The organism is Microtetraspora malaysiensis (assembly GCF_050947145.1).
In the GTDB taxonomy this organism is placed as follows: domain Bacteria; phylum Actinomycetota; class Actinomycetes; order Streptosporangiales; family Streptosporangiaceae; genus Microtetraspora_A; species Microtetraspora_A malaysiensis.
The window spans coordinates 225,867-250,129 of record NZ_CP191998.1; the positions used below are offsets into that span (position 1 = coordinate 225,867).

Genomic DNA, 24,263 nt, shown 5'->3' on the forward strand with positions numbered 1-24,263 from the left:
ATCGCCCGATTCACGTGATCCACCATGCCATTGGTAACAGCATGTTCCGCTAGGGCCCAAAGTCCTGGAGGAAGGGCCGTTCCTCCCTGGCCGTCGCGACCGGGCCAAAGGTCCCTGCGGGCCGGGACCTCGGGGCCGCCGAGCCCGAGCCGTACGGCACTGCCGCCGATCCCGAGATCACGATGCACTTGAGGCAGCACAGACGAAAGGGAAAGGGGCTCACGATGGCGATCACGGAGCGGCGCGGTCGGCAGGGCGCGGATGTGGTCCCGGGACCGGGCGCGCACGCGATGACGGCGCGCAGGCCGGTGGAGTACGTCTGGGGGATCGCCCGCATGGCGATCGGCTGGATATTCCTCTGGGCCTTCCTGGACAAACTATTCGGCCTGGGGTTCGCCACCCCCGGGAACAAGGCGTGGATCAACGGCGGCAGCCCGACCACCGGATTCCTCAAGGGGACGGCCGAGAACGCGCTCGGCGGCTTCTTCTCCTCGCTCGCCGGGCAGGGCTGGGCCGACTGGCTCTTCATGATCGGCCTGGCCGGGATCGGCACCGCGCTGATCCTCGGTGCGGGCGTCCGCGTCGCCGCGATCAGCGGCGGTCTGCTCCTCATGCTCATGTGGGCGGCCGAGCTGCCCCTCACGACCAACCCCTTCCTCGACGAGCACGTGATCTACATGGTCGTCATCGCCGGGCTCGCCCTGGCGAACGCCGGTGACACCCTGGGCATCGGCCGCTGGTGGGGCGGCACCGCGCTCGTTCAGCGGTTCCCCATCCTGAAGTGACCGAAGTTACGTCCCCCTCGGCCGCCCGTCCTCGCGAAGAGGGCGGGCGGTGTGCTATGCCCGGAGTGGTATCACTTTGAGAGGGTGCGAGATGGCGGACACCGAATCAGGATCATTCCTTCCGCGAATGCGGCTGGACGATCTGCTGGCCGAGCTGCAGAGCCGGCTGGAGGCCGTGCTCGCCACCCGCGACCGGGTCCACTCGCTGCTGGAGGCCGTGGTCTCGGTCGGTAGCGAGCTCGACCTGGAGACCGTGCTCCACCGCATCGTCGAGTCCGCCACCGCCCTGGTCAACGCCTCGTACGGCGCGCTCGGCGTGATCGGCGAGGAGAGGACGCTGGTCCAGTTCGTCCCGGTCGGTCTGACCGAGGAGGAGATCGCCAGGATCGAGCACTGGCCGCACGGGCTCGGCCTCCTCGGCCTGCTGATCAAGGAGCCGCAGTCGCTCCGGCTGCGCGACATCGCCGACCACCCCGACTCGTACGGCTTCCCGGCCGGGCACCCGCCGATGCGCTCCTTCCTGGGCGTCCCCATCCGCGTACGCGACGAGATCTTCGGCAACCTCTACCTGACCGAGAAGCGCAACGGTGAGTTCGACGAGGAGGACGAGGCGATCGTCACCGCGCTCGCCACCGCCGCCGGCGTCGCCATCGAGAACGCCCGGCTGTACGAGGAGACCCGGCGCAGGGAGGCGTGGCTGGAGGTCTCCTCCGAGGTGACCACGAGCCTGCTGTCCGGGGCCGACCCGCACGACGTGCTGGTGACCCTGGCCCGGCGCACCCGGGAGATGACCGGCGCGGACGTGGTGACGATCTCCTTCGGCGTCGCCCCGGACACGCTGCGCGTCGAGATCGCCGAGGGGCTCGACGCGGAGGAGCTGCTCGGCGTCGAGCTGCCCGCGGGCGACACGGTGGCCGGCCGGGTGCTGCGCACGGCCGAGCCGCAGATCGCCGACATCAGGGCCTGCCCGGACGTCCCGGCGGGCGCGCCCAAGGCCGGCCCCGCGCTGTCCGTCCCCCTCGGCAAGGGGCGGCTCGTCCGCGGCGTTCTCGGCCTCGGCAAGCGCACCGGGCGCCTGCCGTTCAGCTCCGCAGACCTGCGGATGGTCCAGGCGCTCGCCGGCCAGGCCGCCGTCGCGCTGGAACTGGCCGAGGCCAGGAAGGATGCCGAGCGCCTCGGCCTGCTTGAAGACCGCGACCGCATCGCCAAGGACCTGCACGACGTGGTGATCCAGCGGCTGTTCGCGGCGGCGATGACGCTGATGAGCGTCGTCAGGCTGGTGGAGAAGCCGGAGGTCACCGGGCGCGTCCAGCACGTCGTGGACGAGCTCGACGCCACGATCAGGCAGATCCGCTCCACCATCTTCGCGCTGCACACGCCGCGGGAGGACAAGGCCGCCACCGTGCGCGGCCAGTTCATGGACCTGGTGGAGTCGGCGCGCGGCCACCTCGGCTTCATGCCGGGCGTCCTCCTCGAAGGGGCGGTGGACACCCTCGTCACCCCCAAGATCGCCGACCACGCGCTCGCCGTCCTGCGCGAGGCACTGTCCAACGTCGTACGGCACGCGCACGCGACCGAGGTGACCGTGACGGTGGACGCCCGCGAGGAGATCCTCGTGCTCGAAGTCGCGGACAACGGCGTCGGCGTGCCGGAGGAGGGGCGGCGCAGCGGCCTGCGCAACCTCGCCGACCGGGCCGAGCTCCTCGGCGGCACGTTCGAGGTGCAGCGGCGCGAGCCGCGGGGCACCTGCCTGTCCTGGCGGGTCCCGCTCGCCTGAACCGGCCCCTCAGTGCAGCCGACGTCCGGTGACCAGCTCCGCGCGGACGGCGACGAGCTGGTCGTGGTGGCCGGGCGCCCACGGGACCAGCGGCAGCCGGGCCAGTCGTACGACCTCGCCGGGCTCCTCGACGATGCGCGCCGGGCCGACGGCGGTCACCGACCAGCCGGTGCGGCTCGTCTCGTCGAAGTGGTCCGCCTCGAAGGCGACGATCGCGCCGCGCGCGGCCTCCGACAGGCGCGAGCCCGCGGCGGTGCGGAACACCACGTCCTCCCCGTCCAGCACGTAATTGACGACCTGTACGGCCGGCAGCGCGCGCTCGGTGAACACGACGCGGCCGATCGGCGTCGAGGACAGCAGGGAGAGGCATTCCGCCCGCGAAAGGTCCTGGAGCCCGGCCATGTCGATGTTCATGCCTCCAGAGTCGCCCACGCCCCCTGCCCGCCCGCAGGGACGAAGGTCCCGGGTGTCCCGGCGTTCGGCTCGTTCGGGGGCGTTCGGGCCCATCAAGCCCCCGCTCCCGGGTACAGGCGTGGTCATGGATGAAATCGCGCAGATCGACGCATTCTGGCGTGCCGCGAACTACCTGTCCGTCGGGCAGATCTACCTGCTCGACAACCCGCTGCTCAAGGAGCCGCTGTCCCCCGCCGACGTCAAACCCCGGCTGCTCGGCCACTGGGGGACCACCCCCGGGCTGAACTTCTGCTTCGCGCACCTCAACCGGATCATCCGGCGGCGCGACCAGGACATGATCTACATCGTCGGCCCCGGCCACGGCGGGCCCGCCGCCGTCGCGCACGCCTGGCTGGAAGGCACGTACAGCGAGGTGTACCCCTCGGTGTCGCAGGACGCCGAGGGCATGCGCCGGCTGTTCCGGCAGTTCTCCTTCCCCGGCGGCATCCCGAGCCACGTCGCGCCCGAGACGCCCGGGTCGATCCACGAGGGCGGCGAGCTGGGCTACGCCCTCGCGCACGCGTACGGCGCGGCGTTCGACAACCCCGACCTGGTCGTGGCGTGCGTCATCGGCGACGGCGAGGCGGAGACCGGGCCGCTGGCCGCGAGCTGGCACTCGAACAAGTTCCTCGACCCGGCCCAGGACGGGATCGTGCTGCCGATCCTCCACCTGAACGGCTACAAGATCGCCAACCCGACGGTCCTCGCCCGGATCCCGGAGAGTGAGCTGATCAAGCTCATGGAGGGGTACGGCTACCGCCCGTACATCGTCTCCGGGGACGACCCCGCGATCATGCACCGCCTGATGGCCGACACCCTGGACGAGATCTTCGACCGGATCGCCGAGATCAAGGCGGGGTCGGGCGACCGGCTGCCGATGATCATCCTGCGTACGCCGAAGGGCTGGACCGGCCCGCGCGAGGTGGACGGCCTGCCCGTGGAGGGCACCTGGCGGGCCCACCAGGTGCCGCTGACCGACGTGCGGGACCACCCTGAGCGGCTGGCCACCTTGGCGAAGTGGATGCACTCCTATCGGCCGGAGGAACTGTTCGACGCCGACGGGCGTCCGGTGCCCGAGGTCACCTCGGGCGTGCCGTACGGGCCGCGCCGGATGAGCGCGAACCCGCACGCCAACGGCGGCGAGCTGCTGCGCCCGCTGGTGCTGCCGGACTTCCGCGACTACGGGGTCGAGGTGAAATCGCCGGCCACCGCCACCAGCGAGCCCACGCGGATCTTCGGCACGTTCCTCCGGGACGTGATCGCCGCCAACCCGCGCGACTTCCGGCTGATGGGCCCGGACGAGACCGCGTCCAACCGGCTGCAGGCGGTGTTCGAGGTCACCGACCGGGCGTGGGACGCCGAGCGGCTGCCCACCGACGAGCACCTCGCGCCCGACGGCCGGGTGATGGAGGTGCTGTCGGAGCACCTGTGCCAGGGCTGGCTGGAGGGGTACCTGCTGACCGGGCGGCACGGCCTGTTCAACTGCTACGAGGCGTTCATCCACATCGTGGACGCGATGTTCAACCAGCACGCCAAGTGGCTGGAGTCAGCGCGCAGGATCTCATGGCGGCGTCCGGTGGCGTCGCTCAACTACCTGCTGTCCTCGCACGTATGGCGGCAGGACCACAACGGCTTCAGCCACCAGGACCCCGGGTTCCTGGACGTGGTCATGAACAAGAAGGCCTCGGTCGTGCGCGTCTACCTGCCGCCGGACGCCAACACGCTGCTCTCGGTCGGGGACCACTGCCTGCGGTCACGTAACTACGTGAACGTCGTGATCGCCGGCAAGCAACCGACGCTCGACCTGTTCACGATGCCGGAGGCGGTGGCGCACTGCACCCGGGGCCTCGGCATCATCGAGTGGGCCTCCAACGACGCGGGCGTGGAGCCCGACGTGGTCCTCGCCTGCGCCGGCGACGTGCCCACCATGGAGACCCTGGCCGCCGCCGCGATGCTCCGCGAACACCTGCCCGAGCTGCGGGTCCGGGTGGTCAACGTCGTGGACCTGATGCGCCTGCAGCCGCCGGGCGAGCACCCGCACGGCATGTCGGACGCCGAGTACGACACGCTGTTCACCACCGACCGGCCGGTGATCTTCAACTTCCACGGCTACCCGTGGCTGATCCACCGGCTCACCTACAAGAGGGCGGGCCACGACCACCTGCACGTACGCGGATACAAGGAGGAGGGCACCACGACCACGCCCTTCGACATGGCGATGCTCAACGACATCGACCGGTTCCACCTCGTCCTCGACGTGATCGACCGGGTCCCCGGACTCGGCGCCCGCACCGCCCACCTGCGCCAGCGGATGCTCGACGAGCGGCTGCGCTGCCGCGTCTACACCCGGGAGTACGGCGAGGACGCGCCGATGATCCGCAACTGGGTCTGGCCGTACTGAGCGGTCCGGGTCAGCCGCCGAGCAGGCGCAGGGCCAGGGACGCGATCTCCCACTCCTCGTCGGTCGGGACCACCGTCACCGCGACGCCGGAGCCGGGCGGCGAGATGATCCGCGCGCCCTCGCCGCCCTGGTTGCGGGCCGGATCGACGGCGATGCCGAGCCGTTCCAGCCCGCTCATGGAACGGGCCCTGGTCCGCGCGTCGTGCTCGCCCACCCCGGCGGTGAACACGACCGCGTCGAGGCGCCCGAGCACCGCGTAGTACGCCCCCACGTACTTGCGTATCCGATGGCAGTACACGTCGAGCGCCAGCCGGGCGTCCTCGTCGCCGGCGTCGGCCTTCGCCCAGACCTCGCGCATGTCGCTCGCCCCGGCCAGCGCCAGCATCCCCCCGGCCCGCATCAGCGCCTCGTGGCTCTCGGCCACGCCCAGGCCGGCCGTGCCGTACAGGAAGGAGGGCAGCGAAGGGTCCACGTCACCGGAACGAGTGCCCATGACCAGCCCCTCCAGCGGCGTCAGGCCCATCGAGGTGTCCACGCTGCGTCCGCCGCTGATCGCGGTCGCGCTCGCGCCGTTGCCGAGGTGGAGCACGATCATGTTCGTCTCCTCAAGGGGGCGGTCCAGCAGCTCGGCCGCCAGCCGGGAGACGTACGCGCATGACGTGCCGTGGAAGCCGTACCGCCGCACGCCCAGCTCCTCGGTCCAGGCGCGCGGGACCGCGTACGTGTAGGCGTGCGGGGGCAGTGTCCGGTGGAACGCGGTGTCGAACACGGCGACCTGCGGGACGCCGGGGAACGCCGCCCGCGCCACCCGGATCCCGTCCAGGTTGGCCGGGTTGTGCAGCGGCGCGAATTTTGCCAGCTCCTCGATGGTGGCGATCACGTCGTCGTCCACCAGGACCGGCTCCGTGAACCGGTCGGCGCCGTGGACCACCCGGTGCCCGACCGCCCGCAGCGGGATCCGGCCCAGATCCGGGCCGGCCTGGGCGAACGCGTCCAGCGCCGCCCGCAGCCCTGACTCGTGGTCGGGGAAGGCGCGGCGCAGCTCGTACGGCTCCGCCCCGGCCACAGTGTGGGTGAGCGTGCCCCGCCCGTCGCCGATCCGCTCGATCAGGCCGACGGCGAGCCGGCCCCCGGACTCCGTGTCGATCAGCTCGTATTTGATCGACGACGAGCCGGTGTTGAGGACCAGGACGCAGTTGTCCACAGTTTCCACAGCGTCTTCCACAGAGGTGTCCACAGGGTTTTCCACACCTGTGTCCCCGCTTCCGTCCACAGCCACGGGATGCCTCCAGATCGGCGGAACCTGCCGTGATCACCCTCCTTCCCGCGGGGGGAGCGCGCATGCTTTTGGGGAAAATTTCCGGACTTTGCGTTGCCGTTAGGGGGAAGGCGGAAGGTCCCGTCCCATGAGGACCAGCGGCTCTGGAATCCGCTCCGCCGCGGTCGTCTCATGGATATGCCGGGGACGAACGAGGAGGACACCATGATCATCGCTGCCACCGACGGCTCCCCCGCCGCCACCGCCGCCGTGGAGTGGGCCGCCGACGACGCGGCACGCAAGAAGCTCCCGCTGCGCGTGCTCCACGTCGTCGACCGCCTGCCGTACGAGATCCCGCGCTATCCGATCCCCGGCGTGCAGGAGTCCATCGTTGAGTCCGGCGAGCGGATCCTCCGCGACGCCCGCCAGGCCGTACGGGCTCGGCAGCCCGCCGTCGAGGTGACCACCGAACTGGTCTACGGCGTCCCGGCCCCCGTACTGCGGCAGGAGGCCGAGCACTCGTCCGAACTCGTGGTGGGCAGCCGCGGCCGGGGCGGCTTCGCCGGAATGCTGCTCGGCTCGGTCAGCACCCACGTCGCCGGGCACGTCCACACCCCGGTCGTCGTCGTACGGCCCGCCCCCGCGACGGCGCACGGCGAGGTCGTGGTCGGCGTGAGCGAGTCGGAGGAGTGCGACCCGGCTCTCGCCTACGCCTTCGAGGAAGCCAACCTGCGTGGCACCCGGCTGCGCGCGATCAGCGCGTGGGAGCTCCCGGTGCACATCCTCGGACCCGAGGTCGTCTACGACGTGGACGAGATCCAGCACGCCTTCCGCCAGGCCGCCAACGAAAAGCTCGGAGACCTGCGGGAACGGTTCCCCGACGTCGAGGTCACGCTGGACATCGTGCGCGGGCACCCCGTCGCCGCCCTGGTGGACGCCTCGGAGAAGGCCGACCTCGTCGTCGTCGGCTCCCGCGGCCGCGGCACGATCGGCGCCGCCGTGCTCGGCTCGGTGAGCCGCGGCGTCCTGCACCACGCCCGCTGCCCGGTCGCCGTCGTCCGGTGACGGCACGAGTGGAAAGCGTTCCGGATCCTCGCCGTCGATGAGTACCGCTGCGCTGCGGTGGCTGGTTGTTCCGGTGTGGGTCACGGCGGTCGTGGGGGAGCGTCCGGGTCCTCGCCGTCGATGAGTACCGCTGCGCTGCGGCGGGCGGCTGCTCCGGCGCGCCGTGATAGCTGGTCTCTGGTGATGCCGCTTCGCGGCTTCGGGCGCGGTGGTACATGGCACGGTCCTACGCGCGCCGGAGCAGCCACCCGCACTCCGCTCCGCTCACCGCCGCCCCGGCTCCTCGCCGTAGGCGCATCGCCTCGTCCTCGGCCTTCTTCTCACCGCAACCTGGGAAACCCGCTCATGGTCCGGCGCTGCCGGGAACGCCGCTGCGCTGCGGCGGGCGGGCCCTCCGGCGCGCCGTGATAGCGGGCCTCTGGTGATGCCGCTGGCGCGGCCGTCGCGGGCGCGGTGGTACAGGGCACAGTCTTACGCGCGCCGGAGGTCTCACCCGCACTCCGCTCCGCTTTCCCGCCGCACCCACTTCTCACCGCCATGCACCCTGTCCCGCTTCCCGGCGCACCTGCTTCCGCCGCCATGCACCCTGTCCCGCTCTCCCGCCGCACCGACCTACGTCGACATCCCGGGGTCGCTGGTTCGGGAAAGCTGACTTATCGAACCAAATCCACAGATTCCCCAAATGGGCCTTTATTGACCCATCTACCGATCGCCGAGTTAGGTGCGTAGGCGGAACTCTGCGGCGTTTTCCGGAGCGGGAACTGTGACTCCAGGAAGATGCTTCCCAGCCCATTCATGCGGGCTTACGGGGAAGGCGTTTTTGTCGGTGCCGATGGTTACCGTCACCCTGTGACCAAACAACGGCAGCCGATCCCGCCCGGCCTGGAGCACCTTGCCCCCGGCGCGGAGCTGGCCGCCGTCCTGGCCGGGATCGACATCACCCTCCTGGACGGCTTCGACGCCGTCATCGTCCTGCAGGCCTATGCCCGCCTCGAAGCGCACGTGCAGGCCCGGAAAGTCACCGTGATGGCCGAAGTCGGCCTCTATGAGATTTCCGCCAGCGGCATGGAGAAAATGCCCGAGCCGGACAAGAATTCACCCGACGAAATCCGGGCCGCGTTGCGGCTCACCCGCCGCGCGGCCGAGCGTGAATACGGGCTCGCCTACGACCTCAAAGTCCGCCTCCCCATGGTCCGAGACGCCCTGGAAGCCGGGACGATCGACAAAACACGGGCGGTGGTGTTCTGCGACTGGCTCGAAGACATCCCCATCGAACTCGCCCGCGCCGTCGCAGGGCACCTGCTCCCCAACGCAGGCCGGTGGACCACCAGCGAACTACGCGAGAAGATCAAGAAGCTGCTCATCGCCGCCGATCCCGGCCGGGCCCGCCGCCGTTATGAGCGGGCGGTCCACCAGCGGCGGGTCGTCGGAGTGCGCCACGCCGACGGCTCGGCCACCATCACCGGCCAGCAACTGCCGGTGGACCAGGCCGCCGCCGCGATCGCCCGCGTGGACGCCATCGCGATACGGGCCAAGAGGACGGGCCTGCACGCCCCGATCGACCACATCCGCGCGGATGTGTTCCTCGGCCTGCTGGACGGCAGCATGTCCGGCCTGGACGACGACGGCGTGATCGCCGTCTTGTTCGCCGCCGCCGCCCGCAGGAAGGCGGGTGAGGAAGAGGACTACGACGACCAGCTTTCTGACGACCCCTCGACCGAAGACCCCTCCACCGGGGACCCTGAGGATTCCGGTCCTCTCGATGGCGGCGAGACCGGCCACGCCAGCACTCCTGATGACACCAGCGCACCCGCCGACACGTCCCAACCGCAGGCCACGTCCCAACCGCAGGTCACGTCCCAACCGCAGGCGCGGGAGGGCCAGGGCGGCTGCGACCCCTTCTCATCCGACGCGGCTTCCCCGGCTGCTGCCGCGTCGGTGGGGGCTGGCAACGGCGCGTTCGGCAAGGTGCGGGCCGGGGGCCGGACACGAACACGGACCGGCGCGGACACCCAGGCTAAGGCGAGAGCCGGAACCGACGGGAGGGCCGACGCTGGTGGGAGGGCCGAAGCCCGAGGGGGTGGGAAGGTGCCGGCAGCGTCTGATGGCAGTCAGAGCGCGCCCCTCGGGTATGCGGCCGGTGAACTGCGGGTGCGGGCGTCCACGCTGATGCATCTGGACGACCTGCCCGCCGAATTGGCCGGATGGGGGCCCATTCACGCTCATCTCGCTCGTATCGTCGCCAAGCGCCAGATCGGCGGCGAGTGGCGGTTCGCCGTGTGCGATGAGGACGGGCACCTGTTGTTCGCCGGGGTTACCCGGCGTCGTCCCGGAGGCTGGCCCCGCCAGACAGGGGTTGCCCAGAAGCTGGGGGTTGCCGGGGAAGCGGAGCGAGATGTGCGAGCGGCGTCGGTACGCGGTCGCGGGATCGTTGAGCTGCAGTTCCCGCTGTCTCTGCTGCGCGCGTTGCATGCCGATCTACACGCGTTGGGCGGCTGGGCCGGTGTGGTCGCCGATGCCGTCGGCCAGTACGAGGCCGCCGGCCCGGACCACGCCCCCGGCGAGGGTGCGGGCGATGGCGCTGATGCCGGTCGAGGCGCTGGTGCTGGTGGGGCTGATGGTGTCCGGAGCAGCGGCGGTGCATATTCCGCACCTGCCGGGGCTGTCCCGCAGGAGGCGGCCCCGCATGACGGTGCGAGCGACAGCGGGGATGGGCGGCGGCGGTTCCCCAGAGCGGGCCTGCGGCGGCACATCCAGGTCAGGGACAGGGTATGTACGCATCCGGGCTGCCGTGCCCCGGCGACCCGGTCGGAGCTGGACCACACCCGCCCCTACGCTGCGGGTGGTTCCACGAGCGAGGGGAACCTGGCCGCCGCGTGCGCGCATGACCATGACCTGCGTGACAACGGCTGGCAGGTCGTGCGGACGGGGCCTGGTCATGTGACGTGGATCAGCCGGACGGGTCACCGCTACCCGGCCCAGCCGCCGCCCGTCATCGAACCGCTGCCCGAGCCGTTCGCCCCGGCAGGCTGGGCCCACCTCAGGCCCGCCGATTCCGGGTACGGCGCGGGCAGCATCACCGACCCCGCCGTCGACGAACTGCCCTACGCACCGGCCTACCGATATGAACCCGCCCGGTGGGAGGAACCCCTCGCCAAACCGGACACGGCACAGGAGGTCACTGTTCGTGCCGGTCCGCCGGCTGACCCGGCCGAGGACATCCCGCCCGTCTGAAATATGGCGTGCCGCCACGTCCGGCGGGGGCCGGTATGCCGGGTTGGGCGAGGTGCGCGAGGCTCAGTCCCGAGTGAAGCGGCGGAGGGCGCCGCGTAGGCGGTCGAGGAGCAGGGGCTGGGTGCGCGGCGCGGGGTGCCCGGGCGCGACGCGGGTGTCGCGTGCCTGCCGCAGTGTGGCGAGGGCCTCGGCCGCCTCGGGGCGCTTGCCGGGCGTTTCGTCGCGCATCCGGCGCAGCAGGTCCATGATCTCGGGGGCGACGCCTGCGGCGGCGGCCTCGATGTCGGTGCCGGGGGTGGGGAGCTGCCCGGTGAGGATCTGGAAGGCGATGACCCCGGCCGCGTACACGTCGGAGGCGGGGGTCATCCGATCGGGCCTGAGCCGGCACTCGGGCGCGACGTAGTGCGTGTCGAGGACGTTGGGCAGCTCGTTGGCGACGGTGTGTTTGCGCGGCCCCGGCTTGGCGTAGTCGAAGCCGGTGAGCACCGCCTGCCCGCTCTCGGTGACGAGCACGCAGGCGGGGCTGAGCGCGCGGTGGATGACCTGGTTGGCGTGGACGTGCGTCAGGCCGCTCAGGATGTCGTCCACCATGTCGAGGCGGGCGGCGGTGGGCGGCATCCGCCCGGCGAGGCGCAGGTGCAGGGCCTGGCCGTGGACGTCGTCGAGGACGAGCACGAACCGGCTCTCGTCGTCGATGGCGAAGAAGTCGCGCGAGCGGGCGACGCACGGATGTGCGGGGATCTTGGCGAGGGCCTGGTAGGCGTTGGCGATCCGGCGCTGTTCGGCGACCCGCTGGTCGCGGTCGGCCAGCGGGTCCGCCTGGTAGACCCGCAGCAGGACGGTTTCGCTGGCCGGGGCGGTGGCGTTGACGGCGCGGTATTCGGTGACCCGGTTGTCGCCGCCGAGCTGCTCCTCGACCTTCCAGTTGCCGAACCTGGGCGGCGCGGTCGAGCGGCGCACGGTGCCGTTCAGCGCTTCGATGAGCGCGGTGCGGTACGGCGTGACGTCCGGGCTGCACCCTTGGCGCACGCGGGAGACGTCGCCCAGCATCCCGACGAGGCCGGGCAGGTTGGTGACGTATCGGGCATCGCGGCCGCTGGAGTCGACGAGCACGGCGTCGGGGGCGGTCAGCACCACGACGCTGTCGACGTAGACGCGGTCGAGCCCGCGGTGGATGTCGAGGAGGACGCCCTTGAGCGCGCGGGCCGTGCCGCGGAGCTTGGCGACGGGGGAGCCGAACGCCTCGCCGCCCCGTTGCGGGAACCAGCGTGTGCCGGAGACCTCGAAGCGGCCCCGCGCGCCCTTCACGTCGATCACGCACAGCGAGTGGCCGGTGATCACGATCACGTCGACCTCGAACAGGTCGGCGCCGCGTGGCACCTCGATGTTGTGGAGCAGGAGCCAATCGTCCGGGGCGTTGTCCCTGAGGTGGGCGATGACCCGTCGCTCCGCGTCATTGACGGGGCTTCCGCCACCGACGATCTGAGCCATCTCCCTGTGCCGCCTTTCTCACCGCATTCCCGGAGATCATCCTTCTGGATACCGGTGCTCACGCGCCAGGCCGTATCCAGACTTCATGATCCAGCCTTCATGATCCGGTATCGGTGACCACTGCCGGGTGCCGCGGGTCGTCCACGCGGACGACGATGTCGGCGACGTACGACGGTCTGATCTCGTGCTCATACCGAGTGTAAGCGGACAGTCGCCAAATGTGTTCAGCGAGGGTGCGTCGAGCGAGCGCCGCCTCGGAAAGCGCGAGGTGGACGGCCAGGTCGAACGGCAGGCCGCGGCCGAGCAGCAGGGTCCCGTCGAGCAGCAGCACGGCGCCGGGCGGCAGGGTGACGTAGGCGGCGCGGGTCGCCCGGTCGCGCGCGCTGTCCCACAGGGTGGGCAGCACCCGGCCGGTCCCGCCGGGCGCGAGCGGCCCGAGGACCTCGCGGACCAGTGCTCCGGCGTCCAGCCAGTCGGTGTAGAACGCGTCGGGGTCGGTGCGGCCGAACTCCAGGCGGAGCGAGGCGGGCCGGAGGAAGTCTGCCGCCGAGACCCGCAGTACCTCGCGTCCCCGCAGGCGGAGGGGCGCCACGAGGTCGTCGGCCAGCCGTCCGGGGTCGGCCGCGGGCGCCCCGTCGACGGCGACGCGTACCCAGGACTCGTTCGGGGCCGCGGCGATCCGGTCGGCGATCTCCTCGACGAGCAGCGGAAGGGAGACGGGGCGTGCGCGCACACCGTCCACCGTAAGTCCCGCCCGCGTCGACGCATCACGTGGTCACAGGGTGACGAAGGTGAGTCCCCGGCTTTGGAGCACGGGGATAACGGTGGTGAGGGCGCTCAGCGTCTGGGAACGGTCTCCGCCCCCGTCGTGGGACAGCAGGATGCTGCCCGGTTTGGCGTGCAGCAGTTCGGCCTCGATCGCGCCGGTGCCGGGACGGGCCCAGTCGCGCGGGTCGATGTCCCAGTCGAGCGGCTGCATGCCGTTCTCGGCGACGGTTGCGAGCACGGCGGGCGACCAGTCCCCTCCGGGCGAGCGGAACAGTCGTGAGGTGACGCCGGTGGTCTTCCAGATTTCGCGGTGGGCGCCGGTGACCTCGGCGATCATCCGCTCGGACGACAGCCCGGCGAAGGGCTGCGGGTGGCTCATCGTGTGGTTGCAGATGGCGTGGCCCGCGGCGGCGATCCGTTTGGCGAGTTCGGGGTGCTCGCGGATGGCGTCGCCGACCAGGCAGAAGGTGGCGACCACGTGGTGCCGCGCGAGGAGGTCGAGGACCTTCGGTGTCCACTCGGGGTCGGGTCCGTCGTCGATCGTCAGGGCGATCGAGTTCGGCGGGGCCGCCGGGTTGATTTCCTTGATCTGATGGATGGGCTTCCGGGACGGAACGGCGACCGGTGAGAAAACCGGCGAAGGGCTCGGCGACGGACTGGGCGAATTCGGTTTGCGGGCCCTGGGCTTCCGGCCGGTCGCGTCCGCGGCGGGCCGGGTGCCCTGCGCCGATGTGTCAGCACAGGCCGCCAGCGCCCCCTCGACGGCGACCAGAACCGCCAGGTAGATGGCCCGACGTCTCCCCATTTCATCCATATTGTCGTCTTTTCCGATGTGAGGTCAGCTCAGAACCAAGACCGTCTCACTTCTCGGGAGCGTGCCGTGGATCGTTCCCGGGAGATAACCGCGAAAGAGGTGGGGAACGACTTCGGAGACGAAAGGGGGCGGACGATGAGACTGGCGGGTGCTCGCGTGCTGATCACCGGGGCGTCGTCGGGCATCGGGGCAGCCACCGCGCGGGTGATGGCCGCGGCGGGCGCCCGTCTCGTGCTGGCCGGCCGCGACCGGGAGCGGCTCGACGCGGTCGCCGCGGAGACCGGCGGGCTGGCCGTCGCGGGCGACCTCACCGCCGGCGTCGCGGACCTCGCCGGGCGCGCGGGTCCGGTGGACGTCATGGTCGGCAACGCGGGCCGGGGATGGGCGGGGCCGCTGGTGACCATGCCGGACGGCGTCGCCGAGGAACTGGTCGCGACCAACCTGACCGCCCAGATCGCGCTGACCCGATCGCTGCTCCCCGGCATGGTCGAGCGCGGCCGGGGTCACCTGGTCTTCGTGTCGTCGATCGCCGGGGCGGTCGGCGTCCGCGACGAGGCCGTCTACGCGGCCACCAAGGCCGCGCTGATCGCCTTCGCCGAGAGCCTGCGGTACGAGGTGCCCGGGATCGGCGTCTCGGTCGTCCTGCCGGGCGTGGTGGACACGCCCTTCTTCGCGCGGAGGGGCGCCGCCTACGCCCGCCGCCGGCCCGCGCCGATCCCGCCGGAGCGGGTCGCCCGAGCCATCGTGGCCGCGGTCGAGCGCGGCCGTCCCGAGTCGTACGCGCCGGGCTGGCTGCGGCTGCCCGTCCGGCTGCGCGGCGCGGCCCCCGGGCCGTTCCGCGCGCTCGCCAGGGCGTTCGGGCGGCCGGTCAGCCGCCGCGTACGGCGCGGAGCGACTCCTTGAGCGAGGAGAGCGTGGCGAAGACGGCGGTCGGCTCGTACCCGCAGTGCGCCATGCAGTTCGCGCAGCGCGGGTCGCGGCCCCGGCCGTAGGCCTCCCAGTCGGTCTCCTCGACCAGTTCCTGGTAGGTCGCCGCGTACCCGTCGGACATCAGGTAGCAGGGGCGCTGCCAGCCGAACAGCGAGTACGACGGGATGGCCCACGCCGTGCACGGGAAGTCCACCGTTCCTTCGAGGAAATCGAGGAACAGGGGCGTGTGGTTGAACCGCCACCGCCGCCGGTTCCCACCGGAGAACGCCTTGCGGAACAGCTCCCTGGTCTCCTGGACGCCGAGGAAGTGCTCCTGGTCCGGGGCCTTCTCGTACGCGTACCCGGGCGAGAGCATCATCTGGTCGACCTGGAGGTCGTCGTTGAGGTAGTTGAGCACGTCGATGACCGTCTGCGGGCTGTCGGTGTTGAAGAACGTGGTGTTCGTGGTGACCCGGAACCCGCGCCGCCGGCACTCGCGCACGGCGGCCACCGCCTCGTCGAACACGCCCTCCTTGCACACCGACGCGTCGTGCCGCTCGCGCAGCCCGTCGATGTGGACTGTCCAGGCGAAGTACGGCGACGGCTCGAACTGGTCGATCTTCTTCGGGATCAGCAGCGCGTTGGTGCAGAGGAAGACGTAGATCTTCCGGGCGACGAGGCGCTGCACCATGTCGGCGATCTGGGGGTGCATGAGAGGCTCCCCGCCCGCGATCGACACCATCGGCGCGCCGCACTCCTCGACGGCGGCGACGGCCTGCTCGACCGGCATCCGGCGTTTGAGCACGTCGGCGGGGTGCTGGATCTTGCCGCATCCCGCGCATTTCAGGTTGCAGGCGAACAGCGGCTCCAGCTCCACGAGGAGCGGGAACTTCGTCCGCCCGCGCAGCCTCTGACCGAGGATGTAGCCGCCGATGCGGAGGGCCTGGCGGACCGGCATCGTCATCTCGTACGCACCTCCTTGGGCAGCGTGAACCGGATGGTCTCCTCGGCCACCCGGCGCTCCTCGACGGTCACCGGGCCGAGCCCGCCCAGCGCGGCCACGACCGCGTCCACGAGGGCGGGCGGGGCGGACGCGCCGGCGGTCAGCCCGACCGTGCGGGCCCCCGCGAGCCAGTCCAGGGCGATGTCGCCGGGGCCGTCGACCAGGTACGCGGGGGCGGCCCGGCCGGCCACCTCGGCCAGCCGCCGGGAGTTGGACGAGTTGGCCGAGCCGACGACGAGCACCAGGTCGGACCCCTCGGCCACGTCGCGTACGGCGTGCTGCCGGTTCGTCGTGGCGTAGCAGATGTCGTCCTTCTGCGGGCCCTCGGCGTCCGGGAACCGCCGCCGGATCGCGGCGGCGATGTCCGCGGCCTCGTCCACGGCGAGGGTGGTCTGCGTCAGGTAGGAGACCCGGCGGCCCTCGGGCAGCCGCGCCACGTCGGCGACGTCCTCGACCAGCACGACGGAGCCGGGGATCTCGCCCATCGTCCCCTCGACCTCCTCGTGCCCGGCGTGCCCGATCAGCGCCACCAGGTCGCCGCGCGCGGCGAACCTGCGCGCCTCGGCGTGCACCTTCGTCACCAGCGGGCAGGTCGCGTCGATCACCCGCAGCCCGCGCGCCGCCGCCTCGTCGCGTACGCCGGGGGCCACGCCGTGGGCGGAGAAGACCGTGACGGCCCCCTCGGGCACCTCGTCCAGCTCGTCCACGAAGACGGCCCCGCGCGCCTCCAGATCGCGTACGACGTGCAGGTTGTGCACGATCTGCTTGCGCACGTAGACCGGGGGGCCGTACTGGTCGAGGGCGCGCTCGACGATCTCGATGGCCCGCTCGACCCCGGCGCAGAAGGAGCGCGGCGCGGCGAGCAGCGCGCGGCGCGGTCCGCACGCGGCCGCCCAGCGCGCCAGCACCGGGGCGACCCGCCGCAGCGTGCGGAAGGCCAGCACGCCGCCGCGGATGGTGGCCGGGCGCAGCAGCGGCACGGCGGGGGTGTCCACGATGACGCGCACCGCCGCGAAGGGCCGGCCCCCGGCGGCGGCCGCGATCGGCCCCGACTCCATGTCGACGGCGAGCGCGCCCTCCTCCGAGAGCCGGTGGCGCTCCGCTCCGGTCACGATGTGGTCGGAGGTGGCCAGCGGCCCGGTGCGTACGTTGAGCCCGGCGCGGGCCAGCTCCCCCGCGAGGAGCGGCGCGGACGGGCAGGGCAGCGTCCGGCCGTCGAACCGGATCTCGCTGGCCACCACCACGTCGCCGGGCCGCAGGCCGTCGTCGAGCGCGCCGCCGAAGCCGGTCACGACGAGCACGCCCGCGCCGCGCAGCCGGTTCTCGGCGCGCCCGGCCGGTCCCGGGCCCATCCCGGTCCTGATCACCTGCACGCTCCCGCCGTCGTCGGGCAGGCCCTCGCGTACGGCTCGTGCCTCGACGCCGAGGGCCGTGCAGACGACGGCGTCCGCCGCGGGCCCGGTCATGGCGAGGCCCCCTCGTCGCCGGCCCGGACATACCGCCCCAGCGCGCTGACGGGGAAGACGAGCCGGTAAAGGTGGTAGTTGATGAAGAAGTCGCCGGGGAAGCCGGTGCCGGTGAAGTACGGCTCGTCCCAGCCGCCGTCCGGGCGCTGGCTGCCCACCAGCCAGGCCACACCGCGCTCCACCGCCGGCGAGCGGATCTCCCCGGCGGCGAGCAGGGCGAGGAGCGCCCACGCGGTCTGCGAGGGCGTGGACTTGCCCCGGCCGATCCACGCCGGGTCGCGGTAGGAGCGCATGTCCTCGCCCCAGCCGCCGTCGTCGTTCTGGTGCGCCTCCAGCCAGGAGACCGCGCGCCGCACGCACGCGGCGCCGGGCCGCACCCCGGCCGCGACGAGCGCGGGCACCACCGCGCCGGTGCCGTACACGTGGTTGGCGCCCCAGCGGCCGAACCACGACCCGTCGGCCTCCTGGTGGCGCAGCAACCAGACCACGGCCCGCCGTACGACGTCGGAGGCGGGCTCCTCCACGGCGAGGGCCTCGACGACGTGCGCGGTGACGTCGGCGGACGGCGGGTCGATGACCGCGCCGAAGTCGCAGAACGGCAGCCGGGTGCACAGCTCGCGCGTGTTGTCCGCGTCGAAGGCGCCGAAGCCGCCGTCCCGCGAGGCCATGCCGTTCACCCAGCGCAGGGCGCGGTCGATGGCGGGGCGGACGTCCGGGTGCTTCACCCGCCGCAGGGCCAGGATCACCTCGGCGGTGTCGTCGATGTCGGGATAGATGTCGTTGTCGAACTCGAACGCCCAGCCGCCCGGCGCGAGCGACGGCCGCCGTACGCTCCAGTCGCCCGGCCCCGTGATCTCCTCGCGGAGCACCCAGTCGGCCGCGTTGACGAGGGCGGGGTGGTCGCCCGGCATGCCCGCGTCGAGCAGCGCGTTGACGGCGAGGACGGTGTCCCACACCGGGGACTGGCATGCCTCCAGCCTGCGCCCCTGCTCGTCCCTGATCGTGAACCGGTCCAGGCCTTCGAGGCCCTTGCGCATCACCGGGTGGTCCAGGCGGTAGCCGTACAGGTCGAGGGCGATCAGCGAGTACACCCATGGGGGCTGGATGCCGCCCCAGGAGCCGTCCAGTTCCTGCCGCGTCACGATCCACTCGACCGCCCGCCGCTCGGCCGCGCGGCGCACCCCCGGGATCGGGAACCGCTCGTACTGGTGCAGCACGCGGTCGAGCGCGTGGAAGACGCCGTCCCAGCCGGTGCGCGGCTCGCGCGGGGCGGGCCGTCCGGTGCGCAGCTCGGCCAGCCCGAACGGCAGCGGCCGCGACGGGCGGCGGGCGCTGACGACGGTGAGCGGCACGATCGTCTGCCGCGCCCAGCACGCGAAGTCGTAGACGTTCAACGGGAACCAGGGCGGCAGGAAGATCATTTCGGGTGGGAGGACCGGAAGGTCGTGCCACGACCACTGGCCGAACAGCGCCAGCCAGATGCGGGTGAAGACCCGGGACGCCTCGATGCCGCCCGAGTCACGTACGAACCCGGCCGCCGCCCGCATGTGCGCCGCGTCGACCGGGTCGCCGGCCAGCCGCAGCGCCGTGTACGCCTCGATCGTGGTGGACAGGTCGCCGGGGCCGTCGTGGAAGTTGGCCCAGGTGCCGTCGTCGCGCTGCTGCGAGCGGATCCAGCGCGCCGCCTCCGCCGTGTCCTCCTCTGTGCGCACGCCGAGGAACTGGCGCAGCAGCAGGTCCTCGGCGTCCATGGTCACGTTGGTCTGCAGCTCGGCCTTCCACCACCCCTCGGGGGCCTGGAGGCCGAGCAGGTGGTCGCAGGCGGCGTCGAGGGCGAGCGAGGCGGAGCTGGGTGCGGCGACTGTGGTCATGTCAATGTCCTCGGGACGTCAGGAAATGGGCGATGTCGAGGAACTCGGCGCGTACGGCCGAGGGCATGTCGGCGTCGGCGAGGTGGCGTTCGGCGGCGTCGAGGCGGTGCTTGGCCTCGGTCTCGGCCCAGGACCGTCCGCCCGCCTCCTCCACCAGCGCGGCGGCGTCACGTAGCTCGGTCTCCGAGAGGGGCTCGGGGCCCGCCATCAGGGCGGCGAGCCGATCGCCCGCGCGGGTGCCGCTGGTGAGCGCGGCGACGATCGGCAGCGACTTCTTGCGGGCCCGCAAGTCGGACAGGACCGGCTTCCCGGTCGCGGACGGGCTGCCCCAGATGCCGAGCAGGTCGTCGGCGAGCTGGAAGGCGAGTCCCGCTTCGGCGCCGAACGCGGCCAGGGCGGCCACCAGCGGCTCCGGGCCGTCCACCGCCATGGCGCCGATCGAGCAGGCGCAGGCCAGCAGCGCGCCGGTCTTCTGCGTGGACATCAGGCGACACTCGTCGAGGCTCACGTCGGAGCGCCGTTCGAACGCCAGGTCCAGCGCCTGCCCGGCGATCAGCCGCCGGGTGGCCGCGGCCAGGCCGCGGGCCGCGGGGACCCGCCCCGGGCAGCCGTCCTCCAGCAGCAGCTCCCCGGCGAGCGACAGCAGCGCGTCACCGGCGAGGATCGCGGCCGACTGACCGAAGACGGTCCACGCGGCCGGGCGGTGCCGCCGCGTCCGGTCCCCGTCCATGATGTCGTCGTGGAGCAGCGAGAACGCGTGGACGAACTCGACCGCCGCGGCCGCCGCCAGCGCCTCCTGCGGGCCCGCCGCCCGCGCAGACAGCACGGCGAGCGCCGGCCGCAGCGCCTTGCCCCCGGGGGTGACGGGCCGGCCCTCCGCGTCGGCCCAGCCGAGGTGGTAGGCGGCGACGCGCCGGGTGATCGGGTCGAGCCGGTTCGCGGCCGCGCGCAGCACGGGCTCCACCAGCCCGCGGGCGGCCGCGACCGTCGGCGGGATGACCGCGCTCACCGGGCCGCCCCCGTGGTGAGAGTCCCCGCGTCCAGATGACGTCTGGCCAATCTGGCCGCGTTGAGTCCGCTGCGCACGGCCGCCTCCATCGTGTCGGGCCAGCCCGTGTCGGTCCACGCGCCGGCGAGGAACAGCCCGGGCCACCGGGTGGCGGCCTCGGGGCGGAGCGCGCCGCTGCCGGGCCCCTGGCGGAAGGTGGCGCGACGCTCTCTGGTGACGAAGAAGTCCGTGATCCGGGCTCGCCGCGCGCCGGGGAAGAGCCGTTCCAGCGCGGGGACGAACACCGCGCGCGCCCGCGCGGTCGGCGTGTCGATCCAGCGGTCCGCGGCCGAGACGGAGACCGCGAGGTACTGGCCGTCGCGCAGCCCGGCGACCCGCGTCTTGTCGAACACCCACTGCACCGGCGAGTCCACCACCGCCGCGAACGGCAGGCCGGTCACCCGGCGGTCGTACACGACGTGGACGTTGACGATCGGACTGGCCGACAGTCCGCTCCAGCGGGCCCGGTCCGGCGCCGCGTCCGGCGGGACGAGCCCGGCGGCCTGCTCGTGCGGCGTGGCGACGACGACCGCCGACGCCCGCACCCGGGCATCGTTCACCACGACGACCGGCCCCGGCTCGATCGCGGTGACCTTCGACGAGGTCAGTACGGCGCCGCCGAGCCGGGTGATGGCGGCCCGTGCGGCCGTGCCGTGCAGCTCGCCGAGCGGCACGGCCGGCACGCCGATGTCGGCGGCGTCCGACCGGCCGAACAGCGCGGTGCGGAACACCATCGCCGCCGGCCCGAGCGCGGCGTCCCCGGCGCCCACGTTCAGCGCGGCCACCGCGAACAGCTCCCACAGCGCGCGGCGCGCCGCGTCGCTCTGCCCGTGCGCGGCCAGCCACGTCGCGAGGTCCACCTCGTCGAGCGCGGGGTCGGCCGGGTCGAGCCGCCGCAGGGCGAGCGAGCCCCGCATGGCGCGCAGCCGGTCGGCCGGGTCGAGCAGCGGGTACCGCGCCAGCGCCGGCATGAGGTGGAACGGCCCCGGCAGGGCGGAGCGCCGCAGCCGCGCCGACCGCCCGTCCGGGGTGAGCACCCGCACGTCGAACCGGGCCTGCACGTCCACCTGGGACGTGCCGCCGAGCCGGTCGAGCAGTCCCCGGTAGGCGGTGCAGCAACGCAGGAACACGTGCTGCCCGTTGTCCACCGCGAGGCCGTTGCGGGTGAACGAGTGTGTCGCGCCGCCGAGCCTCGGCCGGGCCTCGTACAGCGTCACGGGGAGGCCGGCTTCGCCGAGCGCGACGGCGGCGGCGATGCCGGCCAGGCCACCCCCGACGATCACGACCGGGTCCCGCGTCATCGGCCCGCCCCCGCGAGCGCGCGCGCCGCCACCATGGCCTTCGCCCAGGGCGGCAGCGATAACCGCGCGGTCAGCGCCATGGTCGGGTCGGCCGCGATGCGGTCGAGCAGGCACCGGTAGATCCCGGCCATGGCCGCCGTGCAGGCCGCGCTGCGGGCGTCCAGCACGGGCAGCAGGCGCATTCCATCCGCGAACCACTCGCGGGCGCGTACGGCCTCGTACCGGATGAGCGTGACCAGCCGGTGCGGCGGGTCGGTGAACCGGCCGGCGCCGTCGAGCTCCAGCGTGCAGCCGAACCGTTCCAGGTCCTCGATCGGCAGGTAGACGCGCCCGGCCAGCCGGTCCTCGCGCACGTCCCTGAGGATGTTGGTGATCTGGAGCGCGACGCCGAGCGCGTCGGCGAGCGGCGTCGCCGCCTCCGGGTCGTCGGCGCCGAAGACGCCGAGCGAGAGCCGCCCGATCGACCCGGCGACGCACCGGCAGTAGGCGAGCAGCTCGTCGAAGCGCGCGTACGTCGTGCCGCGCACGTCGGCGGCGCACCCGTCGATCAGCTCGCCGAACGCGGCGAGCGGCAGCGGGTAGCGCCGTGCGGCGTCGTGCAGCGCGACCAGTACGAGATCCTCGTTCCCGTCCGCGCGCGGGCCCGGCGGGCCGTCCAGCGCCTCCCTGGCCGCGTTCAGCCGGGCCAGTCGCGCGCCCGCCGGTCCGTGGCCGTCGGCGATGTCGTCGATCCGGCGGGCGAACGCGTAGACCGCGCTCAGCGCGCGGCGCTTGGGCGCGGGCAGCAGCCGGAGGCCGTAGGAGAAGTTGCGCGCGTTCCTTCGCATGATCTGTTCGCAGTGCTGGTACGCCTCAGGGACGCCCACGGCCCGACCCCCTTCTCGCCAGGATGCGCAGCCACCCCGCGGCGAGGCGGATACCACGGGGCCGTACGGCGCGGCCGAGGACGTCGTAGCCGGCCTGGCGCAGCGCGGCGATCGTGGCGTGGCCCCCGGCGATGTAGCCCGAGATGGCGAGGCGGGCCATCCCGCCCACCGAGGCGACCAGGGGGTCGCCCTCGTGGAGCAGCCGCTCGGCCCGGTCGGCCTGCAACGCCACCACGTTGCGCAGCCGCCCGGGCGTGCTCGCCCGGGCGAGGTCGGCCTCCGTGCAGCCGAACCGCTGGAGGTCCTCCTTGGGCAGGTAGATCCGGCCTCGCGCGTAGTCCTCGCCGAGGTCCTGGCAGTGCTCGATGATCTGCAGCGCCGTGCAGACCCGGTCGGAGAGGTCGAGCCGGTCGGGGGCGGCCAGGCCGAACACGTGCAGCACGATGTGGCCGACCGGGTTCGCGGACAGCTCGCAGTAGTCGAGTAGCTCCTCGAATGTGGCGTACCGGGTGACGGTCTGGTCGCGCCGGTTCGCCTCGACGAGCCGGTGGAACGGCGCCGCGGGGACGGAGCAGGCCGCGACCGTCCCCTCCAGTTCCCGTACGGCGGGCAGGTAGGGGGTGTGCCCGGTGTAGAGGCGGTGCAGGTCGGACTCCACGGTGTCGAGCAGGCGCAGCGGATCGCCGTTCCCGGGCTCGTCACCGATGTCGTCGACGAAGCGCGCGAAGCCGTACACCGCGAGGAGGTGACGGCGATAGCCGCGCGGCAGCAGCCGGGAAGCGACCGGGAAGTTTTCCCGGCGCGCTTTGAGTGCGACGTCTCGTGCGTCGTCTCCCCCCGATGACATAAATTGAGGCTGTCCGTCGTGGGCAGCCATAAACGCGGACTCTCGGGTCATTGGGGTTTGCCGTGCATAAGCTGGGCGAATATTTGTTGTCCGGACACGCGGCGGTTTTTCTGACAATTCACCGGCTATTTGTTTGCCTGGCCCGTTGTTTCAAATTGCCGGAATGCTGGGAGGGGAATTCGCCGTGCGAGATGCCGTGGTCCCGCAGGGGCCCGACCCGCAGGCCGGCTGCCCGGCAGGCCGCGACCAGCCGGGGCAGCGCGCCCAGCGCCGACCGCCAGCAGCCCGGCGCCGCGGTGTGGTCGGTGTCGTGCAGCAGGAGGGTGGCACCGCCGCGCAGCCCGGGGGCCAGGGCGGCCACCACGGAGTCCGGGCTCGCCGTGGGCGTCCAGTCCCGGCCCCACGCGGTCCACAGCACCGGCCGCAGCCCCAGGAGCCGGGCCGCGACCAGCGTCTCGGCGCTGAGCGCGCCGTAGGGCGGCCGGTACCAGGCGGGAGGCCTCCCCGTCACGGCCGCGACCAGTTCGGCGGCCCGGGCCAGCTCGATTGTCATGCGGCCCGGCCGGGCGAGCAGCGCGTTGTCGTGGCGCCACCCGTGGACGGCGACCTCGTGGCCGTGCTCGGCGATGCGGCGGCCGAGCCCGGGATGGCGGTCGAGCATCTCGCCGAGCACGAAGAACGTCGCCCGGCAGCCGAGCCGCTCCAGCTCGTCCAGGAAGCGCGGCGTGGAGCGCGGGTCGGGGCCGTCGTCGAAGGTCAGCGCCACGTGACCGTCCGCGCCGACGCCGGCCAGGCGGGGCGTCAGCCGTCGTACGGCGGGCAGCCAGGTGGCGGCGGGGCCGACGTGCAGCAGGGCCAGCCCGGCCAGGGTGGCCACTCCGCGGGTGTCAATCCTCACCTTTCTCC

General features: G+C 72.6%; 19 protein-coding genes. 6 read left to right on the top strand and 13 right to left on the bottom strand.

The genetic code is table 11. The annotated features are described in order from the left end of the window. Positions 1–224 precede the first annotated feature (224 nt). The gene (locus ACQP1V_RS01190) at positions 225–785 is read left to right on the top strand and encodes a hypothetical protein (RefSeq protein WP_433417930.1); all 561 of its coding nucleotides are present in this window, start codon (positions 225–227) and stop codon (positions 783–785) included. 127 nt (positions 786–912) lie between these two features. After that, entirely contained in the window at positions 913–2,562 is a 1,650-nt protein-coding gene (locus ACQP1V_RS01195; RefSeq protein WP_433417933.1) for a GAF domain-containing protein, read from the top strand. Positions 2,563–2,571: 9 nt separating this feature from the next. Here ACQP1V_RS01195 and ACQP1V_RS01200 read toward each other — a convergent pair whose 3' ends face one another. Continuing rightward, on the bottom strand, positions 2,572–2,976 hold the full coding sequence (locus ACQP1V_RS01200; protein WP_433417936.1) for a pyridoxamine 5'-phosphate oxidase family protein: 405 nt from the start codon (positions 2,974–2,976) through the stop codon (positions 2,572–2,574). Here ACQP1V_RS01200 and ACQP1V_RS01205 point away from each other — a divergent pair. Further along, positions 2,975–5,416: a phosphoketolase family protein gene (locus ACQP1V_RS01205; protein ID WP_433425732.1), complete on the top strand. Its 2,442-nt coding sequence runs from the start codon at positions 2,975–2,977 to the stop codon at positions 5,414–5,416. The two genes, ACQP1V_RS01200 and ACQP1V_RS01205, sit on opposite strands and share 2 nt — an antisense overlap. Before the next feature lie 10 nt (positions 5,417–5,426). On the opposite strand, the gene ACQP1V_RS01210 is transcribed toward ACQP1V_RS01205, so the two are convergent. Next, positions 5,427–6,629, bottom strand: a complete 1,203-nt coding sequence (locus ACQP1V_RS01210) for an acetate/propionate family kinase (RefSeq protein ID WP_433417939.1) — start codon at positions 6,627–6,629, stop codon at positions 5,427–5,429. Between the two features lie 270 nt (positions 6,630–6,899). Between ACQP1V_RS01210 and ACQP1V_RS01215 the strand changes: the two genes are divergently transcribed. Next, complete coding sequence (locus ACQP1V_RS01215; RefSeq protein ID WP_067138505.1) at positions 6,900–7,739, top strand: universal stress protein; 840 nt, start codon at positions 6,900–6,902, stop codon at positions 7,737–7,739. 849 nt (positions 7,740–8,588) lie between these two features. Beyond that, positions 8,589–10,973, top strand: a complete 2,385-nt coding sequence (locus ACQP1V_RS01220; RefSeq protein WP_433417942.1) for a DUF222 domain-containing protein — start codon at positions 8,589–8,591, stop codon at positions 10,971–10,973. Between the two features lie 63 nt (positions 10,974–11,036). Here ACQP1V_RS01220 and mads6 read toward each other — a convergent pair whose 3' ends face one another. From mads6 to ACQP1V_RS01235, 3 genes are all read right to left on the bottom strand, one after another. Then, a complete protein-coding gene (gene mads6, locus ACQP1V_RS01225) occupies positions 11,037–12,464 on the bottom strand; it encodes a methylation-associated defense system protein kinase MAD6 (RefSeq protein WP_067138716.1) in 1,428 nt (475 codons plus the stop codon). Positions 12,465–12,561: 97 nt separating this feature from the next. Then, positions 12,562–13,197, bottom strand: a complete 636-nt coding sequence (locus ACQP1V_RS01230; RefSeq protein ID WP_433417945.1) for a uridine kinase — start codon at positions 13,195–13,197, stop codon at positions 12,562–12,564. A gap of 42 nt (positions 13,198–13,239) precedes the next feature. Then, a complete protein-coding gene (locus tag ACQP1V_RS01235) occupies positions 13,240–14,037 on the bottom strand; it encodes a polysaccharide deacetylase family protein (RefSeq protein WP_084259409.1) in 798 nt (265 codons plus the stop codon). 144 nt (positions 14,038–14,181) lie between these two features. On the opposite strand from ACQP1V_RS01235, the gene ACQP1V_RS01240 reads away from it, so the two are divergent. Beyond that, the gene (locus tag ACQP1V_RS01240) at positions 14,182–14,949 is read left to right on the top strand and encodes an SDR family NAD(P)-dependent oxidoreductase (protein ID WP_433417949.1); all 768 of its coding nucleotides are present in this window, start codon (positions 14,182–14,184) and stop codon (positions 14,947–14,949) included. Here ACQP1V_RS01240 and hpnH read toward each other — a convergent pair. The 8 genes from hpnH to ACQP1V_RS01280 all read right to left on the bottom strand — a co-directional run bounded on the left by hpnH (position 14,915) and on the right by ACQP1V_RS01280 (position 24,255). Further along, positions 14,915–15,919: an adenosyl-hopene transferase HpnH gene (hpnH, locus tag ACQP1V_RS01245; protein ID WP_433417952.1), complete on the bottom strand. Its 1,005-nt coding sequence runs from the start codon at positions 15,917–15,919 to the stop codon at positions 14,915–14,917. The two genes, ACQP1V_RS01240 and hpnH, sit on opposite strands and share 35 nt — an antisense overlap. After that, positions 15,916–17,424 carry a 4-hydroxy-3-methylbut-2-enyl diphosphate reductase gene (gene ispH, locus ACQP1V_RS01250; protein ID WP_433417955.1) on the bottom strand — a complete coding sequence of 503 codons (1,509 nt, stop codon included), beginning with the start codon at positions 17,422–17,424 and terminating at the stop codon, positions 15,916–15,918. Before ispH ends, hpnH begins: the two co-directional genes overlap by 4 nt. Then, complete coding sequence (shc, locus tag ACQP1V_RS01255) at positions 17,421–19,295, bottom strand: squalene--hopene cyclase (protein ID WP_433417958.1); 1,875 nt, start codon at positions 19,293–19,295, stop codon at positions 17,421–17,423. The genes ispH and shc overlap by 4 nt, the downstream gene beginning before the upstream one ends. Before the next feature lies 1 nt (position 19,296). Then, the gene (locus ACQP1V_RS01260; RefSeq protein ID WP_433417961.1) at positions 19,297–20,304 is read right to left on the bottom strand and encodes a polyprenyl synthetase family protein; all 1,008 of its coding nucleotides are present in this window, start codon (positions 20,302–20,304) and stop codon (positions 19,297–19,299) included. Further along, positions 20,301–21,644 (bottom strand): hydroxysqualene dehydroxylase HpnE, encoded by a 1,344-nt coding sequence (hpnE, locus tag ACQP1V_RS01265; RefSeq protein WP_433417964.1) that lies wholly within the window; start codon positions 21,642–21,644, stop codon positions 20,301–20,303. The genes ACQP1V_RS01260 and hpnE overlap by 4 nt, the downstream gene beginning before the upstream one ends. After that, positions 21,641–22,510, bottom strand: coding sequence for a phytoene/squalene synthase family protein (locus tag ACQP1V_RS01270; protein ID WP_387417341.1), 870 nt, complete (start codon positions 22,508–22,510; stop codon positions 21,641–21,643). The genes hpnE and ACQP1V_RS01270 overlap by 4 nt, the downstream gene beginning before the upstream one ends. Continuing rightward, positions 22,497–23,357, bottom strand: a complete 861-nt coding sequence (gene hpnC, locus ACQP1V_RS01275; protein ID WP_433417968.1) for a squalene synthase HpnC — start codon at positions 23,355–23,357, stop codon at positions 22,497–22,499. The genes ACQP1V_RS01270 and hpnC overlap by 14 nt, the downstream gene beginning before the upstream one ends. A gap of 118 nt (positions 23,358–23,475) precedes the next feature. Further along, positions 23,476–24,255, bottom strand: coding sequence for a polysaccharide deacetylase family protein (locus ACQP1V_RS01280; protein ID WP_387417339.1), 780 nt, complete (start codon positions 24,253–24,255; stop codon positions 23,476–23,478). Positions 24,256–24,263: the final 8 nt, after the last annotated feature.

Coding starts and splice junctions, on each gene's coding strand:
- ACQP1V_RS01215 (WP_067138505.1), top strand. CDS start 6,900: ATGATCATCGCTGCCACCGACGGCTCCCCCGCCGCCACCGCCGCCGTG.
- hpnC (WP_433417968.1), bottom strand. CDS start 23,357: ATGTCATCGGGGGGAGACGACGCACGAGACGTCGCACTCAAAGCGCGC.
- ACQP1V_RS01240 (WP_433417949.1), top strand. CDS start 14,182: ATGAGACTGGCGGGTGCTCGCGTGCTGATCACCGGGGCGTCGTCGGGC.
- mads6 (WP_067138716.1), bottom strand. CDS start 12,464: ATGGCTCAGATCGTCGGTGGCGGAAGCCCCGTCAATGACGCGGAGCGA.
- ispH (WP_433417955.1), bottom strand. CDS start 17,424: ATGACCGGGCCCGCGGCGGACGCCGTCGTCTGCACGGCCCTCGGCGTC.
- ACQP1V_RS01195 (WP_433417933.1), top strand. CDS start 913: ATGCGGCTGGACGATCTGCTGGCCGAGCTGCAGAGCCGGCTGGAGGCC.
- hpnE (WP_433417964.1), bottom strand. CDS start 21,644: ATGACGCGGGACCCGGTCGTGATCGTCGGGGGTGGCCTGGCCGGCATC.
- ACQP1V_RS01205 (WP_433425732.1), top strand. CDS start 2,975: ATGCCTCCAGAGTCGCCCACGCCCCCTGCCCGCCCGCAGGGACGAAGG.
- ACQP1V_RS01200 (WP_433417936.1), bottom strand. CDS start 2,976: ATGAACATCGACATGGCCGGGCTCCAGGACCTTTCGCGGGCGGAATGC.
- ACQP1V_RS01235 (WP_084259409.1), bottom strand. CDS start 14,037: ATGGGGAGACGTCGGGCCATCTACCTGGCGGTTCTGGTCGCCGTCGAG.
- hpnH (WP_433417952.1), bottom strand. CDS start 15,919: ATGACGATGCCGGTCCGCCAGGCCCTCCGCATCGGCGGCTACATCCTC.
- ACQP1V_RS01190 (WP_433417930.1), top strand. CDS start 225: ATGGCGATCACGGAGCGGCGCGGTCGGCAGGGCGCGGATGTGGTCCCG.
- shc (WP_433417958.1), bottom strand. CDS start 19,295: ATGACCACAGTCGCCGCACCCAGCTCCGCCTCGCTCGCCCTCGACGCC.